This window comes from Actinacidiphila paucisporea (assembly GCF_900142575.1).
Lineage (GTDB): Bacteria > Actinomycetota > Actinomycetes > Streptomycetales > Streptomycetaceae > Actinacidiphila > Actinacidiphila paucisporea.
In genome coordinates, this window is sequence record NZ_FRBI01000008.1 from 136,493 (window position 1) to 152,874 (window position 16,382).

Consider the following 16,382-nt stretch of genomic DNA (forward strand, 5'->3'; position numbering starts at 1 on the left):
GCTGTCAAGGGATCTGACGTGAACCGTTCCAACTCGTCACCCCTGCCCCATGCCTGGCCCTGTGCCTCGTTCGGGCAACCTTCGTCCGCACTATTGTGCCGTCGTTCACCCGCTCCTATTGTTCGACTCCGATTGAATCTGTTTGGACTTGGCTCATCGGGCAGTGTGGAGGCCGCAGTGCACAGACAGCAGAACCGTTCCGGGGCGGCAGGACCGGGCCGCCGCGCGCGATGGTGGGCGGCCATCGCGGCGGGCACGGCCATCGCCCTGTCCGCGGGCATGACGGCGCCCGCGATGGCGGCCGGCGCCGCGCGCCACGACACCGCCGCGAGCGCTGATGCGGCGCCGGCGGCCACCACCGCGTCCAAGCCGCGGACGGTGACCTTCGACGGCTACTCCTTCCTGGTCGACGGCAAGCGCACCTACCTGTGGTCGGGCGAGTTCCACTACTTCCGGCTCCCCAGCCCCGACCTGTGGCTGGACATCTTCCAGAAGATGAAGGCGGCCGGCTTCAACGCCACCTCCCTGTACTTCGACTGGGACTACCACTCGCCCGCGCCGGGGGTCTACGACTTCACCGGCGTGCGCGACGTCGACAAGCTGCTCGACATGGCCGAGCAGGCGGGGCTGTACGTGATCGCCCGCCCCGCGCCGTACATCAACGCCGAGGTCGACAGCGGCGGGCTGCCCGGGTGGCTGACCACCAAGGAGGAGAAGAACCGCACCGACGACCCGCAGTTCCTGAAGTACGCCGACGAGTGGCTGACCCAGATCGACCGGATCATCGCCCGCCACCAGGTGACCAACGGCACCGGCTCGGTGATCGCCTACCAGGTCGAGAACGAGTACTACAACGGCTCGGCCGACGCCCGCGCCTACATGAAGCACCTGGAGGACAAGGCCACCGCCGACGGCATCACGGTGCCGCTCACCGGCAACAACAACGGCACCTTCAACGCCGGTGACGGCGCCCTGGACGTCGACGGCCCCGACTCCTACCCGCAGGGCTTCAACTGCTCCAACCCCACCAAGTGGAACGGCGTCCCCGACCTCAGTTATGACCACCCGGCCGGCAAGCCGCTGTACTCGCCGGAATTCCAGGGCGGCGCCTTCGACCCGTGGGGCGGCCCCGGCTACGACAAGTGCGCCCAGCTGATCAACGACCAGTTCGCCGACGTCTTCTACAAGCAGAACATCGCCGTCGGCGCGACCGCCCAGAGCTTCTACATGACCTACGGCGGCACCAACTGGGGCTGGCTGGGCGAGCCGCAGAACTACACGTCCTACGACTACGGCGCCGCGATCCGGGAGAACCGGCAGCTCGACCCGAAGTACGACGAGGACAAGCTCATCGGCTACTTCACCCAGTCGGTGGCCCCGCTGACCAAGACCGACGCGATCAGGGCGACCCCGCCGGACAACAGCGCCGTGGTCGACACCGCCCGGAAGAACCCCGACACCGGGACGCAGTTCCACGTCCTGCGGCACGGCGACTCCACCTCCACGACGGTCGACACGACCCACATCTCCCTGGACTTCAACGCCCAGCCGGTCACCGACACCACCTACACCTGGGACGACACCGACGCCGCCCTGCAGTACGCGGGCACCTGGTCGCACGTGGCGAACCAGAGCTACACCGGCGGCGACTACAAGAAGACCGAGTCGTTCTCCAACCAGGCCGGCGACTCCGTCACCGTCCCCTTCGACGGCACCGCGGTCCGCTGGATCGGCCCGAAGACCGGCAACCACGGCTACGCCGACGTCTACATCGACGGTGCCAAGGCGGCCACCGTCGACGACTCCGGCAGCGAGAACCAGGCGGTGGTCTTCCAGAAGTCCGGCCTGGCGGCCGGGGCGCACACCCTGAAGATCGTCGCCACCGGCACCCACAGCTCGGCGTCCACCGACAACTTCGTCTCCGTCGACGCCGTCGACGTGCCGGCCGCCGGCACCGCGACACCGACCTACCCGGTCGTGCCGCAGCAGCCGGGCACCGCGATCACCCTCGACGGGCGCGACTCGCACATCATCGTGGCGAACGACAAGCTCGGCGACTCGCAACTCCAGTACTCGACCTCCGAGATCATGACCACGGCGACCATCGGCGACCGGGACGTCTCCGTGCTCTACGGCGACGCGGGCAGCGACGGCGAGACCGTGCTGCATTACACCTCCCGGCCCACCGTGACCAGCAGCGGTGGCCAGGTCACCACCACCTGGGACGCGGCCACCGGCGATCTGCGGCTGAACTACCGGCACCAGGGCCTGATCCGGATCGCCGTCAGCGGCGGCGGCCCGCGCCCGCAGTTGCTGCTCGTCGGCGACAAGGCCACGGCGGCGACCTTCTGGCGCCAGGACACCGCGACCGGCCCGGTACTGCTACGCGGCAGCCACCTGCTGCGCACCGCCACCAGCGGGGACCACGGCCGTACGGTCGCGCTCACCGGCGACAACGCCGACGACAAGGACATCGAGGTCTTCACCTCGGCCGACCGCGTCAGCTGGAACGGCCGCGCCCTGAAGACCGAGGCGTCGGCCACCGGCAGCCTCACCGGGCAGATCCCCGTCGCCGCCCCGGTGCAGCTGCCGTCGCTGACGAACTGGAAGCACCAGGAGGAGTCCCCGGAAGCCGCGGCGGCCTTCGACGACTCCAGCTGGCAGGTGGCCGCCAAGACGACCACCAACAGCTCCTCGGGCGTCAACTCGCTGCCCGTGCTCTACGCCGACGACTACGGATTCCACACCGGCAACACCTGGTACCGCGGCCGCTTCCGCGCGGACGGCGGTGAGACCGGCGTCCACCTGGTCTCCGACTCCGGCGGCAAGGCACAGGCCTTCTCCGCCTGGCTCAACGGCACCTTCCTCGGCAGCTCCACCACCGGCAGCGCCGACTTCACCTTCCCCGCCGGGTCGGTGAAGCCGACCGGGGACAACGTCATATCCGTCCTGACGGTCAACATGGGCCACGAGGAGGACTACAACTCCTCCAACGGCAACAAGACCGCCCGCGGCCTGACCAGCGCCTCGCTCGTCGGGGCGCCCCTCACCCCGGTCACCTGGCGGCTGCAGGGCGTCCGCGGCGGCGAGGACCTGCTCGACACGGTCCGCGGCCCGCTGGCGAACGGCGGCCTGTACGGCGAGCGCGCCGGCTGGTCGCTGCCCGGCTACCCGGACGGCAAGTGGAAGACGGTCTCGCTGCCGACCACCGACGACCGCCCCGGCGTGTCCTGGTACCGCACCGACGCCGCCCTGGACCTGCCGCGCGGCCAGGACACCTCGCTCGGCCTGACCTTCACCGACGACCCGTCGCGCCGCTACCGCGCCACGATCTTCGTCAACGGCTGGCAGGTCGGCAACTACGTCAACTACCTCGGCCCGCAGCACACCTTCCCGGTGCCCGACGGCATCCTCGATCCCCATGGGCACAACAGCATCGCCATCGCGGTGTGGAACCTCGACGGCAGCACCGGCGGGCTCGGCAAGGTGGCGCTGACGAACTACGGCAGCTACGCCTCGTCGCTGCACGTCGCGCAGAACGCGAGCCCGCGCTACGACGGCGCCGCGTACGCGATGCCGGCCGCGCCCGGGGTCGGCGTGACGCTCGACGTGCCGAACACCGTGCAGTCCGGGCAGGCCTTCACCGCCTCGGCGACCGTGGGCGTCCCGGCCGGCCGGCCGGCGGCGGCGGCGCTGACCGCGTCGCTCGCCGTGCCCGACGGCCGGACCGCGGCCGCCGACGGACCCACGTCCGCGGCCGTGCTGCTGCCCGGCAGGTCGGCCACCTTCCACTGGACGGTGAAGCCACCGGCCGGAACGCTGCCCTCCGCGTCGGTGCTCGGCGCCACCGTCCACTACGTGCAGCGCGGCCGCGAGGCGACCGCCGGTGACGAGCGCGTCGTCGGCGCGATCCCGCCGGCCCCGGCGGCGGGCGAGGACGCGGTGAGCGACCTGCCGTTCCTGTCCTCCACCAACGGATGGGGACCGGTGGAGCGCGACAGCAGCGTCGGCGAGCAGTCGGCCGGCGACGGCCGACCGCTCAGCATAGCCGGCACCGCCTACGCCAAGGGCCTCGGCACCAACTCCGTGAGTGACGTGCAGCTCTACCTCGCGGGCACCTGCACCCGGCTGACCGCCCGGGTCGGCGTCGACGACGAGACCGGCGGCGGCGGTACGGTCACCTTCTCGGTGATCGCCGACGGCAGGACGCTGGTCACCACCCCGACGGTCCGCGGCAAGCAGGCGGCCGTACCGATCGACGTCGACGTCACCGGAGCCAAGGTGCTCGACCTGGTGGTCGGCGACGCGGGCGACGGCAACGGCAACGACCACGGCGACTGGGGGACGCCCGTCGTGACCTGCGGCTGACGCCCGCTCATGCGGCCACGGGCCGGCGGGGGACCTTTCCCCCGCCGGCCCGTCCGGCATGCGCGCCACACGGTCCTCGCCGCCGGACCGGCGGGCGTCAGGCCAGGAAGGCCGCGGTCGTCGCGGTGAAGGCGGCGGGGTCGTCCAGCCAGGGGTAGTGGCCCGCGGCCGGCTGGACGGTGAGGGCGGCGCGCGGGAGGAGGGCGGCGACCTCGGCGGTCGGCTGCGGGGGGCTGTTCAGGTCGAACTCGCCGGTCAGCAGCAGGACGGGGGAGGGGAGGGCGGCCAGGGCGGCGCGGGTGGCGGCCGGGGTGAAGGCGTCGCCGGCGCCGAAGAGGGCGACGGCCGTGTCGTTCGCCGGGCGGCCCAGCGCGTGGTGCTCGCGGGCCGCGGCGTCCCAGCGGCCGTAGCGGAAGGGGACGACGGCCTCGGCGTCGGCGGGGGTGCCCGCACCCGAGGTGAGCGCTTCAAGGGCGGTGAAGGCCGCGGGGAACCACGGCTCGTGCGCGCGGCCCCGGGCGACCTCGCGGCGGGTGGCGCCGCTGATCGTGATGCCGACTGCCCGGGTGCTGGGCCCGATCAGGGCGAGCCTGCGCAGCCGCCGCGGGTGGCGGGCCGCGTACTGCATCGCGGTGTTGGTGCCGCCGGAGTGGGCGAGCAGGTCGATCAGCGGCAGGCCGAGGTGGACGCGCAGCGCCTCGACGTCCTCGACCTGGCGGTCGCTGCGGTAGGAGGAGGTGTCCGCGGGCACGGCGGAGCCGCCGGTGCCGCGGGGGTCGAGGAGGATCAGCCGGCGGTGCGCGGACAGGCCGCCCAGGTCGCCGAGGTAGCGGGCGTCGGTCGGGCCGCCCGGCAGGCAGAGCAGCGGGTCGCCGTCGCCGGCCGTGCGGTAGGCGAGCAGGGTCCCGTCGGGAGCGGTGAAAGTGGGCACGGAGCGCAGTCTGGCAGGCCATCACCCGGTTGTACAACCAGGTTATATTCGGTGGGCTCGGGTATACACCCCAGATATGGCAGAGCACACGCACCGCACGCCCGAGACGCTGACCGAGGAGCAGGCCGCCCGCATGCTCGCGGACATGAACGACGTCATCCGGGCCGGCGAGGAGATGCGCAAGCTGCGTACGGAGATGATCAGGGTCTTCGCCGGCTTCGGCTGGACCCAGGACAAGATCGCCCGGCTCACCGAGGTCAGCCAGCCCGCGGTGTCCAAGCAGATGGCCAGGCACCGCACGGGCGAGCAGCCGCCCCCGCTAGGGCTCGACCTCGACCAGCACGACACGCCCTGGCTCGAAGGGCGGCTGTGGGCGCTAGCCGAGGCGATCGCCGAGACCTGCGACGCGGCCGCCTGCGCACGCCTGGTCCACGCCATGGCCAGGGGCCGCAGGCGCTTCACCCCGCAGCACGTGGACGAGCTGCGCCGGCTGGTCGAGGAGGACCTGCGGCTGCGCCACGCGGAACTGCCCGCCGGCTACCGGGCCGCGTACGACACGATCAGCCGCGGCCTCGACGTGCCCGCCACCGCGCCCGCCGCCCCCGCCGCGCCGGCCTCGGTGCGCCGCGCGCTGGCCCGCCAGGTCCAGCGCGACCGGCTCGCCGGGGGCTGACCGCCCCCGCGGTCACAGGCTCGCGAAGAGCCCCTCCAGCGGGGCCGGCACGCGGTCGGGGTCGAGCGCCTCGACCAGGACGCGGCCGTAACGGATCTTGCGCCCCTTCTTCGTCCCGAGGAAGCGCCGCAACCGCTGCTCCGCGGTGCGGCCGCGCTGGGCCGGCTGGCCCAGGAAGGTCTGCAGCGCCCGCGCGTCGCCCTCCGCCCGGACCAGCTCGGCCACCCGGGCCGCGCCCAGGGCCCGGATCAGCTCGTCCTCCAGGTCCGCCGCGCACACGAAGAAGTCGCGCTCCGGCAGGCCGGCCGCCGCCAGCGCGCGGGCGTAGAAGCGGCGCTCACCCTCGTCGCACAGCCCCGTCAGGCGCAGGCCGAGGCCCGCCGGCCCGAGCAGCCGGACGAAGCGCCCGACGCTCATCGCGCCGCCCATCGGCAGCACGCAGACCCCCTCGGCCGCCAGGTCCCTGCCGCGGCTCGCGGCCAGCGCGTCGACCGCGGCGGCGTCGCTCGGCCCTTCGAGCAGGACCGCCGTCGTCGCCGGCAGCGGCCCCGCCAGCTCGCGGGCCCGGTCGCCGGGGCCACCGGCCGCCCACGCGGTGACCGCCTCGCGGAACGCCGCCATGTCAGCCATGGCAGGAGTCTGCCCCCTCCGCGGCCACCGCGGTACGGGATTTCCCCCGTCAGGGCGGCCCCAGCGCCCCGGTCCTCACAGGCCGCCGCCCGTGGCGCCGCCGTTCATCGCCGCGTGGAAGGGGTCGCCGGGACCGACCTCACCGGCCTTCACGGTGGTGTCGGTGAAGGCGGACTTGTAGAGCGCGGCGGCCAGTTCGAGACTCGTGCGCCCGTCCGCGCCGCTGGCCCGCGGCCGCCGCCCGGCCCGCAGGTCGGCGACCAGCGGGCGCAGCTGGGCCAGGTGGGAGCTGGGCACGTTCTCACCCATGCCGCGCCAGGCGGCCAGCTCCTCCAGGGCGACGTCGGGCGCGGGGGTGATCCGCCAGTCGTCGTTGGAGTGCTGGTAGAGGTGGGTCAGCTCCACGGTGGCCCGCTCGCAGTCGATCCTTATCCGGCTCACCTCCTGCGGGCTGAGCACGCTGTTGACCACGGTGGCCAGCGCGCCGCTCTCGAAGCGCACCAGCGCGGTCGACACGTCCTCGGTCTCCACGTCGTGCACCAGCCGCCCGGTCATGGCCCGTACCTCGGACCACGGCCCGAGGAGGTCGAGCAGCAGGTCCATCTGGTGGATGCCGTGGCCCATGGTGGGGCCGCCGCCCTCCGCGGCCCAATTGCCGCGCCAGGGCACCCGGTAGTAGTCCGCGCCGCGGTACCAGGTGGTCTGGCAGTGGGCGACCAGCGGCCGGCCCATCGCCCCGCGGGCGATCAGCGACCGGATGTGGCCGGCGCCCGAGCCGAACCGGTGCTGGAAGACGATCGCCGCGTACGGCCCGCCGTCACCGCCCTCGGCCGCCTCCATGGCGGCGTACTCCGCCAGCGAGCGCGACGGCGGCTTCTCGCACCACACCCACGCACCCGCCCGCAGCGCCGCCACCGCTTGCTCGCGGTGCACCGCGGGCGGCGTGCAGACGCTCACCAGGTCGGGGCGCTGCTCGGCGAGCAGCTTGCCGAGGTCGGTGTAGGCGTACGGCACGGAGCCCGCGGAGCAGAAGGCGCGGCAGGCCGCCTCGTCGATGTCGAAGGCCGCGACGACCTCCACCTCGCCGCCCAGCGCGCGGTAGGCCGGCAGATGCGCCTCGCGCGCGATGGCGCCCGTCCCGACGATCGCGACCCGTACCGGCCGGCCCTCCAGGCCGCTGGTGCGCTCAGGCATCGGAGTCCTCCGGCAGGCTCGCGTTCCGGTTGCGGGCGACGACGGCCGAGACCGCGAAGGCGAGAGGTCCGGCCATGAAGCCGGCGAAGGCCGGCACGATGGCGATCAGCGCGGCCGTGAAGGCCATCGCGGTCACCACCAGCGGCAGCGTGGACAGAGTCGCCCGCGCGTGCTCCGCGGCGTCGCGGACCGCGTCCCGCCAGGTCAGACCCGCACCGGCACGGCAGGCGACCGCCAGCAGCACGAAGCCCGCGAGCAGCCCGCCGAGCAGCACCAGTGCCGCCGCCTCCAGCGCGTAGCCGGGCATCCGGGCGCCGAGGACCACATGGACCTCGAACCAGGTCGCCGCGGCCACCGCGAGCAGCACGCCCTCCACCGCGAGGCCGGCCGACAGGTCCCGGCGTACGACGGCGGCGAAGGTGCGCAGCAGCGGCAGTTCCCGCTTGCGGTGCCAGCCCGCGACCACCTCGGCCGCGGCGCACCACGCGGCGCCGGCGGTGACCACCGGCAGCGCGAACAGCAGGAAGAGCGCTCCGACGGCCATCGTCTCGGCCGCCGTCCGCACCTGCTCGCCCCGCTCGGGGCTCAGCGCCCAGCCCGGCCGCCCCCGGCGGCGGGCGTCCGGCGATCCCTGGAAAGCCATCGGCGTCATCCCTTCAGACCGCTGGACGTGGCCCCGTCGACCAGCAGCCGCTGGAAGGCGAGGAAGAACAGGAACACCGGCAGCAGCGCCAGGATCGACATCGCCATCATCGGGCCGTACGACGTCGCCCCGGTCTGGTCGACGAAGAGCGACAGACCGATCGGCACGGTGAACCTGTCGGTGTCGTTGAGATACACCAGTTGCGTGAAGAAGTCGTTCCACGTCCAGATGAAGCTGAAGATCGCGCTGGTGATCAGCGCCGGCCGGGTCAGCGGCAGCAGGATGTAGAGGAACGTGCGGTACGGGCCGCAGCCGTCGATCCTGGCCGCCTCGTCGATCTCCCGCGGGATGCCGCGCATGAACTGGACCATCAGGAAGATGAAGAAGGCCTCGGTGGCCAGGAACTTCGGCGCGACGATCGGCAGGTCGGTGTTGATCCAGCCGAACTGCTTGAAGATGGCGTACTGCGGCACGATCAGCACGTGGTAGGGCAGCAGGATCGTCACCACCATGCCCGCGAAGAGCACGGACCGCCCGCGGAATTCCAGCCGGCTGAAGGCGTACGCGGCGAACGAGCAGGACAGCAGGGTGCCCACCACCGCGAGCACCGAGATGAACAGGGAGTTGAGGAAGAACCTCCCGAAGGTGACCCCCGGGTTGGCGTGCCAGCCGTCGGGGAAATTCTGCAGCGTCCAGTGCAGCGGCCAGGGCCGGTTGGACGTGACGATCTCGGTGGCCGGCTTGAAGGACGTGCCCAGCATCCAGATGACCGGGTAGATCACCACGAGGACGATGACCACGACCCCCACGTGCCACAGCACCGTACGGCCGGGCCGCCGCCCGGCGTTCCGGCGCGCGGCGGCCGGTGGACCGGGCAGCGCGGCCGCGGTACGACTGCTCATCGGTTTCCTCCATCCCCGTAGAAGACCCAGACCCTGGAGACCCTGAACATCAGCGCGGTCAGCACCGCGACAGCCGCCAGCAGGACCCAGGCCATGGCGGACGCGTAGCCGAACTGGAAGTCGGTGAAGCCCTTCTGGTACAGGTACAGCGTGTAGAAGAGCGTGGAGTCCGCGGGCCCGCCGGTGCCGCCGCTGATCACGAACGCCGGGGTGAAGGCCTGGAAGGAGTTGATCGTCTCCAGCAGCACGTTGAAGAAGATGACCGGCGACAGCATCGGCAGCGTGATGTGCCGGAACCGCTCCCACTTGTTGGCGCCGTCGACGTCCACCGCGTCGTACAGCTCCGACGGGATCTGCTTCAGACCGGCCAGGAAGATCACCATCGGCGCCCCGAACTGCCAGCAGGCCAGCAGGATGATGGCGGGCAGCGCCCAGCTCGGGTCGTTGATGAAGTCGGTCTTCGGCAGTCCCAGCGAGGCGAGCCCGTCGCTCACCGCGCCGCCCTGCGAGAACAGTGAGCGCCACACCAGCGCCACGGCCACGCTCGTCCCCAGCAGCGACGGCAGGTAGAACAGCGAGCGGTAGACCCCGATGCCGCGCCGCTTGCGGTTCAGCAGCATCGCCACACCCAGCGCGAGCGCGAGCTTGACCGGCGTCACCACGACGACGTAGATCAGCGTCACGCGCACCGAGTGCATGAAGCGGGGGTCGGCCGTGAACATCTGGTGGTAGTTGGCGAAGCCGACCCACTTCGGCGACTGCAGCAGGTCGTAGTTCGTGAACGAAAGATACAGCGAGTACACCAGCGGCCCGATAGTGAAGATCGCGATCCCGGCGAGCCAGGGCAGCAGAAATACATAACCGGCGGTTCGATCGGCGAAGCCCTGCTTCCGATTCGTGCGGTGTTCCCTCGTCGCAGGCGTCGGCGACGCCGATGCCCGCTTGTCAAGCCTGGCCGTCGAACTCACCAGCTTCCTCCTTCTCCTGTCAGGCCCCTGGGCGAACGGCCGTCAGCTGCCGAGGATCTGCTCGGCCTGCTGCATGAAGGAGCCGCCGCCGTCGGCGGGGCTCTGCTGGCCGAAGCTGACGCCGCCGTAGATGCGCTGCATCAGGGTGATCAGCTGGCCGTCGCCCTTCGGCGGGGCGGTCGGCGTCGCCGCCAGCTGCGAGGCGTTGGCCGCCTCGAAGTCGGCGACGACCTTGTCGTTGCCGGTGGCGGTGGCCGCCAGCTGCTTGCGCACGGCGACGTTGGGGAAGAGTCCGCGGCTGGTGCCCAAGGCGGCGCCCGCCGCCGGGTCGTTGATCAGGAAGCTCAGCAACTTGGCCGCCTCGGCGGGGTGCTTGGACTTGGAGTAGACCGACAGCAGCATCGACGGCTTGGCGTACATCCCCGTCCGGCCGCCGACCGTCGGCAGCGGCACCAGCGCCAGCTTGTCCTTGGTCGCGGCCGCGTGGCTGGCGTAGATGCTGTCGTAGTCCCACTCGGCGGCAGCGGTGCCCTTGGCCAGCGGGTCCTCGGCGGGGCCGTTGGTCAGCGTGGCGGTCAGGTTCGCCGCCGTCGCCGCACCGGACTTGCGCAGGTTGTCGCAGTACGTCCAGAAGGCCGCCAGCTCGTCCTTGCCGAAGCCGAGCTTGCCCTCGGGGGTGTAGAGCTGCTTGCCCTGCTGGAGCAGCCAGGACTGGAAGGCGGCCCAGGTGGTGCCGGGGTCGGTGATGCCGTACAGCTTCCCGCCGGACTTGGCCTTCACCTCGGCGCCGTACGTCGCCACGTCGTCCCACGTCCAGCCCGCCTTCGGGACGGCCACGCCGAGGGCTTCGAGCTTGGTGACGTCCACGACGATGCTCTGCGTGGCCTGCCCGAAGGGGATCGCGACCTGCTTGGCGCCGGCCTTGCCGCTGCCGGCGAACTTCGGGTCGAGCCCGGAGATGCCGACGGCGCCGGGACCGGCGGCCAGGTCCAGCAGGGTGTTGCTCTGCGCGTACTGGCTCTGGTTGCCCCAGTCGATCTGCATCAGGTCGGGCGCGCCGCCGCCGGCTATCTGGGTGGCGAGCTTCTGGTTGTACGGCCCGAAGGTGGCGTACTGCGTGCTCACCGTGATGGTCGGGTTGGCCTTCTCGAAGGCCGCGACGGCGGCCTGGGTGGCCTTGGCCCGGGAGGCGTCGCCCCACCAGGAGAAGGACAGTTTGACCTTGCCGCCGGAGCCGCCCGAGCCGCCGGAACCCCCTCCGCACGCGGTGAGCGACAGCGACGCGACCACTGCCGCGGCGACGGCTGTGACCTGGACCGAGCGACGGTGCGCGGTGGTGGTCTGGGTTCTCATGGGAGGTGCCTTTCTGGGAAGTGCCTGATTTCGGGTGACGGGGGGGCGGTGCGGGGGTGCGGCCGGCCGCGTGCACGGCGGCCGGCGGTGCATGCGGGGGTAAGCGCTTGCACTGCGGGCGTGCGGACGGCGGCGAGGCGATGGCCCGGTTCAGCGCGGTGCGGTCACCAGGACCTGACCGTTTCCGCCTCGATGTAGTCCAGGTCGAAGCTCTCGCCGAGGCCCGGCTCGGGGCTGAGGTGGACGTAGCCCTCGGCGTCGATCGGGTCCACGGCTCGGGTCAGGTGCGGTGGCACCTCGTCGAAGTCGTGGAAGGGGTGCAGCAGGCCGCGTTCGTACCAGCGGCTGTTGGAGACCGCCCCCAGCACGGCGAGCGTGCCCGCGCCGCCGCCGTGCATCTCGCAGTCCATGCCGAAGGCCTCGGCGAGCTGCACGGTCTTGAGCGCGGGGCCGATACCGCCGGCGGTGTGCACCCCGATCCTGAGGATGTCGCAGGCGCCGGCCATGACCCACTCGGCTCTGGCCTGCAACCGGCCCTCGACGCTCTCCGGGCCGATGACCAGGGTGTCCAACTGGTCGGCGAGCCAGCGGTAGGACTGGGTGGAGTGCTCCTCCATCGGCTCCTCGAACCAGTGGAAGCCCAGCCTGTCCAGCGCGCGCCCCAGGTCGAGCGCGTCGGACCGGCTGTACCAGTGGTTGGCGTCCAGCATCAGCGGTACGTCGGGTCCGACCGCCTCGCGGACCGCCGCGCAGGCCCTGATGTCCATCGCCACGCTGGGCGCGAAGGACACCGGCGGCATCCAGGTGTGCAGCTTGATCCCGTGGTAGCCGTCCGCGACCAGCTTCTCCGCGAAGGAGGCGTAGTCCTCGGGGGTGGCGAGCCCGCCGGGGATCTCGTCGCCGCACATCGTGCTTCCGTAGGCGGGGACGCGGTCGCGCATCCCGCCGAGCAGCTTCCACACCGGGAGCCCGAGCCGCCGCCCCGCCAGGTCCCACAGCGCCTGCTCGACGGCGGCGAGCGTACGGTCGCCCAGCGTGCCGGCGCTGCCCCGCTGCCGCCGCGCCAGCTCCTGCCACAACCGCGCCCGGTCGAACGGATCCTGCCCGAGCAGCACCGGCCGTACGTGGTGCGCGAGTTGGTCCTCGCCGGTATGAGCGGCGCCGGCCAGGCAGCGCCCCTGGTTGCCCTCGCTGTCGGTGAGCGTGAGCAGCACCCGGTTCACGCTCCGCCGGTCTCCGGGGTGGGCGTGCCCGTCGGAATCGCTCACCAGCCGGGTCGTCGTACGGAACAGCCGGGCCGACACGGCCACGATCGTGGTGGGAGCTATACCGGACACCATAGCGCCCCTCATTTCATCCATGTGAACGTAGTTCATCGCTCTAGATGGTTGGGGACGCTACGGGGCCTCCGTCAGCAACGTCAATAGGCTGCGTTGAATCGATTTTGCACCGGGGATGGCCTCGGCGTCGAGAGGTGCGGCAGGATTGCCCGATCCCGCGATCGCGACTGCCGACCACCGTCTGACCGGGGCGTAGGCCGTGCGGGTCGGGCTGGCGCCTGGGCCCTGCGGGAGCCCGCGACGACCGGACCTCGGCGCGGGGTCGAACCCGTGGCGTGCGAACGTATGGATGCGGTATGAATCGATGCAGAGGTGCCGGCACGCTCCCGCAGGTGGGCGGGGGCCGGGCCGCCGCGGGCCGGGCGCGGCACGGGCCACCGGATGCCCGCGGGGGCCTGGTCCCGGCGTGGCAGCAGCAGCCGCAACCGCCGCCGCACCACCCGTATTACACGAACGAGGTCGCAGACATGCAACGCACCCTGCTGGTCACCGGAGCCGCCGGCATGCTCGGCAGGTTCCTGCTGCGCCGACCGCCGGAAGGCTGGGCGCTGCGGCTCTCCGACGTCGCCGTGCCGGAGGCGGCGCCCGGAGAGGACTGGCGGCAGCTGGACGTCACCGATCCGGTCGCGACCGCCGCGGCCTGCGACGGGGTGGACGCCGTGCTGCACCTGGGCGGCGTCGCCAACAACCTCGCGGCGACCCGCGACCGGCTGATCCCCGTCAACGTCGGCGGTACGCGCAACGTGCTCGACGCCGCCACCGCCGCCGGGGTCCGCCGGGTCCTGCTCGCGAGCAGCAACCACGCGGTGGGCTTCCACCGCAGGCCGCCCGGCGGGCGACCGCTGCCCGACGACGTCGCGTGCCGCCCCGACTCGCTGTACGGCGTGACCAAGGCGGCGATGGAGTCGCTCGGCGGCTTCTACGCCGACCGGTACGGCACCGAGGTGGTGCTGCTGCGGATCGGCTCCTGCTTCGAGCGGCCGACCTCGGCGCGCATGCTCGCGACCTGGCTCTCGCCGGGCGACTTCTGCCGCCTGGTCGGCGCCGCGCTCCGCGCGCCGGTCACCGGCTGCGTGCCGGTGTGGGGCGTGTCGGCGAACACCCGCCGCTGGTGGTCGACCGAGGGCGGCGACGCCCTCGGCTACCACCCGCGCGACGACGCCGAGGCCTTCGCCGCCGAGGTGCCGCCCGAGCCCGCCGAGCAGGTCCCGGCCGCCGAAACGGTCGGCGGCTCCTTCCCCGCCGGCACCCGGTGACGTCGGGGCCGACGGCAGGCCGGCCTGGCCCCGGGAGCGGGGCCAGGCCGTAGAGGGTTCCTGACCAGCGGGTCAGCGGGTCAGCGGGTCAGCGGGGTTCGGGTCCGCGGGGCGGCTGGTCAGCAGGCGCCGAGGTCCTGCCAGACACCCCACTCGCCGGTCGTGCCGGGCTCCTCGCCCTGCGTCCACCACTTGGCGTTCCAGTTGTGGCCCTTCCAGGAGGCCTTGTTGCCGGCGGTGTAGATCTGCGTGGAGCTCCAGGAGGCGGTGGTGCAGGTCGTGCCGCCGGTGGTCCCGCCCGCGGTGGTGCCGCCGGTCGTGGTCCCGCCCGCGGTGGTGCCGCCGGTGGTGGTGCCGCCCGTGGTCGTCCCTCCGGTGGTGCCGCCCGAGCCGCCCGCGTACCGCATGAAGGTGTCGGTGAAGGCCAGGCTGCTCTGGCTGATCTGGCTGCACGTCGGCAGCGAGTTGGCGCTGCCGCCGCACGGCTGGTCGCGGTTGATCGACCAGAAGGCCAGTCGCGCGATGCTGTGCTGCGCCGCGAAGGTCTCCACCGTCTGGGCGTCCGCCAGGGTGAAGGTGGACCCGTCGTCGTTCTTGCCGATCATCGGGGTGATCCCGAGGTTGGCGTAGCCGTAGCCCGAGTCGACGGACTGCATCTGGGCCAGCGTGGCCTGGGCCGCGGAGACCGAGCCCTGGCCCATCTCGGTGCCGGTGCCCGCGTAGAAGTCCATGGTCATGATGTTGACCACGTCGATCCTGACGCCCGCGTTCTTGGCGGCCTTGAGGATGTTCACGCCGTCGTTGGTCAGCCCGCTCGTCAGGACGGGCAGGGTCACCGAGAACTTGAGGTTGGGGTTGGAGGCCTTGAGGTCCTTCATCGCCTGCATCTGCCGTGCCGTCGCGGCCGTGTCCGCGATCGCGGCGCCCTCGATGTCGAAGTCCAGCTGGCTGACGCCGTAGTCGTTGACGAGGGCCTGGTAACCGGCGTCGATCGAGCCCTGGTTGGCACAGGTCCAGGCGAGCGGCAGGCCGCTGGCGCCGCCGGAGGAGATGATGAGGGAGGCGCCCTCGGATTTCGCCTTGGCGATCAGCGGGTCGGTGAAGGAGTCGGCGCCGATGGGGAGGGTGTCGCCCCATATCTGGTTGCAGCCGGAGCCGAGCACGAAGGCCGCCGTGTAGGCCTTGAGCCCATGCCCGGTGATGGCGGTGTCGAGCAGGCCTTCCTGGCTGTTCGACATGTCGACGTAGGGGGCCACGGAGTAGGCGCCGGCCGCCGCGGCATTGCCGGCGGGGGCCAGGGCGATGACCGCGCCTGCGGTCGCGAGCGTGAGCACGGAGGCGGCAGCCGCCCATTTCGCAAGGTGCATGGGAGTCCCTCGGGCGTGGAAGCGGTGGGGGGAACGTGCGTTTCTCGGACCTGAGTTGGTACGTACCAAACAGCGCGCAGCCATGCCGCGTCAAGAGGACTAGACCAACTTCTCGGTTCTCTCCGCGTGCCGCGGCCGAGTGGCGGAATGGCGTCGGGAAGCGCCCGGACGCGGCGCGGGAGCCGCGTCGGCGGGCGGCCGTCCAGGTGGCGGCCGACGTCCCGTTCGCGGCGTGGCCGGACGACGAAGGCCCGGACCGGGGCCCCTTCGAAAGTGACCGCACGGCGCCTCGCGCCCAGTCGGCGGGTTGTGGTCCGCCCCTCCGGGCGGCGGCAGGTGTGCCCACGCCGTGCCGGAAGGGCCCTGATGGGCAGGATATTTCAACCGATTCAATGGCCGGACCCCCGCCGGCCCCCGCTGTCCGGCTGCGGCCGCCGATCTGAGTGCGGGCCGGATGCGCGCCCTCCCGCTCGCGCGGGCGCGCGGTGCGGCTCGCCGTCAAGGCTGTTGACCTGCGCTTTCGTCGTGCGGCATCGGTAGCGCGCCCGCAGGTCGGTGGCAGGGCGCACTGGCCGGGGCACCGGCGGTGCGCCCGGAAAGCGGCTTGCGGCACGCCTCTTCCCTTCCGGGGACCCACTCGCTAGCTTGGTCGCGAGAAAGCGCTTGCTACGTTTCAATTCCCCCACGGTGTCCCTGGCGGAGCTGTGTCCCGCACCGCCGTGCGCCCGATTCCGGGCCGGCGCCCTGATCGTTCGTG

Annotated in this window: 12 protein-coding genes; 3 read left to right on the forward strand and 9 right to left on the reverse strand. The window is 72.1% G+C overall.

Going from position 1 to position 16,382, the window contains the following annotated elements; all coding sequences use genetic code 11:
• Positions 1-279 precede the first annotated feature (279 nt).
• The gene (locus BUE44_RS14905; protein ID WP_073498487.1) at positions 280-4,368 is read left to right on the forward strand and encodes a beta-galactosidase; all 4,089 of its coding nucleotides are present in this window, start codon (positions 280-282) and stop codon (positions 4,366-4,368) included.
• 97 nt (positions 4,369-4,465) lie between these two features.
• Here BUE44_RS14905 and BUE44_RS14910 read toward each other — a convergent pair whose 3' ends face one another.
• On the reverse strand, positions 4,466-5,299 hold the full coding sequence (locus BUE44_RS14910) for an alpha/beta fold hydrolase (RefSeq protein WP_073498298.1): 834 nt from the start codon (positions 5,297-5,299) through the stop codon (positions 4,466-4,468).
• Between the two features lie 76 nt (positions 5,300-5,375).
• On the opposite strand from BUE44_RS14910, the gene BUE44_RS14915 reads away from it, so the two are divergent.
• Entirely contained in the window at positions 5,376-5,972 is a 597-nt protein-coding gene (locus tag BUE44_RS14915; protein WP_073498300.1) for a hypothetical protein, read from the forward strand.
• A gap of 12 nt (positions 5,973-5,984) precedes the next feature.
• Here the strand turns inward: BUE44_RS14915 and BUE44_RS14920 are convergent, their stop codons facing one another.
• From BUE44_RS14920 to BUE44_RS14950, 7 genes are all read right to left on the reverse strand, one after another.
• Positions 5,985-6,602, reverse strand: coding sequence for a TOPRIM nucleotidyl transferase/hydrolase domain-containing protein (locus BUE44_RS14920; protein WP_073498302.1), 618 nt, complete (start codon positions 6,600-6,602; stop codon positions 5,985-5,987).
• A 75-nt stretch (positions 6,603-6,677) separates the two neighbouring features.
• Positions 6,678-7,796: a Gfo/Idh/MocA family protein gene (locus BUE44_RS14925; protein ID WP_073498305.1), complete on the reverse strand. Its 1,119-nt coding sequence runs from the start codon at positions 7,794-7,796 to the stop codon at positions 6,678-6,680.
• On the reverse strand, positions 7,789-8,439 hold the full coding sequence (locus BUE44_RS14930; RefSeq protein ID WP_073498308.1) for a DUF624 domain-containing protein: 651 nt from the start codon (positions 8,437-8,439) through the stop codon (positions 7,789-7,791). The genes BUE44_RS14925 and BUE44_RS14930 overlap by 8 nt, the downstream gene beginning before the upstream one ends.
• A 5-nt stretch (positions 8,440-8,444) precedes the next feature.
• Positions 8,445-9,341, reverse strand: a complete 897-nt coding sequence (locus tag BUE44_RS14935; protein WP_079189746.1) for a carbohydrate ABC transporter permease — start codon at positions 9,339-9,341, stop codon at positions 8,445-8,447.
• A complete protein-coding gene (locus tag BUE44_RS14940) occupies positions 9,338-10,309 on the reverse strand; it encodes a carbohydrate ABC transporter permease (protein WP_073498310.1) in 972 nt (323 codons plus the stop codon). Before BUE44_RS14940 ends, BUE44_RS14935 begins: the two co-directional genes overlap by 4 nt.
• A 42-nt stretch (positions 10,310-10,351) precedes the next feature.
• Complete coding sequence (locus tag BUE44_RS14945; protein ID WP_079189747.1) at positions 10,352-11,662, reverse strand: ABC transporter substrate-binding protein; 1,311 nt, start codon at positions 11,660-11,662, stop codon at positions 10,352-10,354.
• Positions 11,663-11,826: 164 nt separating this feature from the next.
• A complete protein-coding gene (locus BUE44_RS14950) occupies positions 11,827-13,002 on the reverse strand; it encodes an enolase C-terminal domain-like protein (RefSeq protein ID WP_073498312.1) in 1,176 nt (391 codons plus the stop codon).
• A 467-nt stretch (positions 13,003-13,469) separates the two neighbouring features.
• On the opposite strand from BUE44_RS14950, the gene BUE44_RS14955 reads away from it, so the two are divergent.
• Complete coding sequence (locus BUE44_RS14955) at positions 13,470-14,258, forward strand: NAD-dependent epimerase/dehydratase family protein (RefSeq protein WP_073498314.1); 789 nt, start codon at positions 13,470-13,472, stop codon at positions 14,256-14,258.
• Between the two features lie 119 nt (positions 14,259-14,377).
• On the opposite strand, the gene BUE44_RS14960 is transcribed toward BUE44_RS14955, so the two are convergent.
• The gene (locus tag BUE44_RS14960; protein WP_073498316.1) at positions 14,378-15,625 is read right to left on the reverse strand and encodes a chitinase; all 1,248 of its coding nucleotides are present in this window, start codon (positions 15,623-15,625) and stop codon (positions 14,378-14,380) included.
• Between the last annotated feature and the right edge of the window lie 757 nt (positions 15,626-16,382).

Excerpts from the sequence above, each read along its gene's own strand:
- BUE44_RS14905 (WP_073498487.1), top strand. The coding sequence starts at position 280 with ATGACGGCGCCCGCGATGGCGGCCGGCGCCGCGCGCCACGACACCGCC.
- BUE44_RS14915 (WP_073498300.1), top strand. The coding sequence starts at position 5,376 with ATGGCAGAGCACACGCACCGCACGCCCGAGACGCTGACCGAGGAGCAG.
- BUE44_RS14920 (WP_073498302.1), bottom strand. The coding sequence starts at position 6,602 with ATGGCTGACATGGCGGCGTTCCGCGAGGCGGTCACCGCGTGGGCGGCC.
- BUE44_RS14925 (WP_073498305.1), bottom strand. The coding sequence starts at position 7,796 with ATGCCTGAGCGCACCAGCGGCCTGGAGGGCCGGCCGGTACGGGTCGCG.
- BUE44_RS14930 (WP_073498308.1), bottom strand. The coding sequence starts at position 8,439 with ATGGCTTTCCAGGGATCGCCGGACGCCCGCCGCCGGGGGCGGCCGGGC.
- BUE44_RS14935 (WP_079189746.1), bottom strand. The coding sequence starts at position 9,341 with ATGAGCAGTCGTACCGCGGCCGCGCTGCCCGGTCCACCGGCCGCCGCG.
- BUE44_RS14945 (WP_079189747.1), bottom strand. The coding sequence starts at position 11,662 with ATGAGAACCCAGACCACCACCGCGCACCGTCGCTCGGTCCAGGTCACA.
- BUE44_RS14950 (WP_073498312.1), bottom strand. The coding sequence starts at position 13,002 with ATGGTGTCCGGTATAGCTCCCACCACGATCGTGGCCGTGTCGGCCCGG.
- BUE44_RS14955 (WP_073498314.1), top strand. The coding sequence starts at position 13,470 with ATGCAACGCACCCTGCTGGTCACCGGAGCCGCCGGCATGCTCGGCAGG.
- BUE44_RS14960 (WP_073498316.1), bottom strand. The coding sequence starts at position 15,625 with ATGCACCTTGCGAAATGGGCGGCTGCCGCCTCCGTGCTCACGCTCGCG.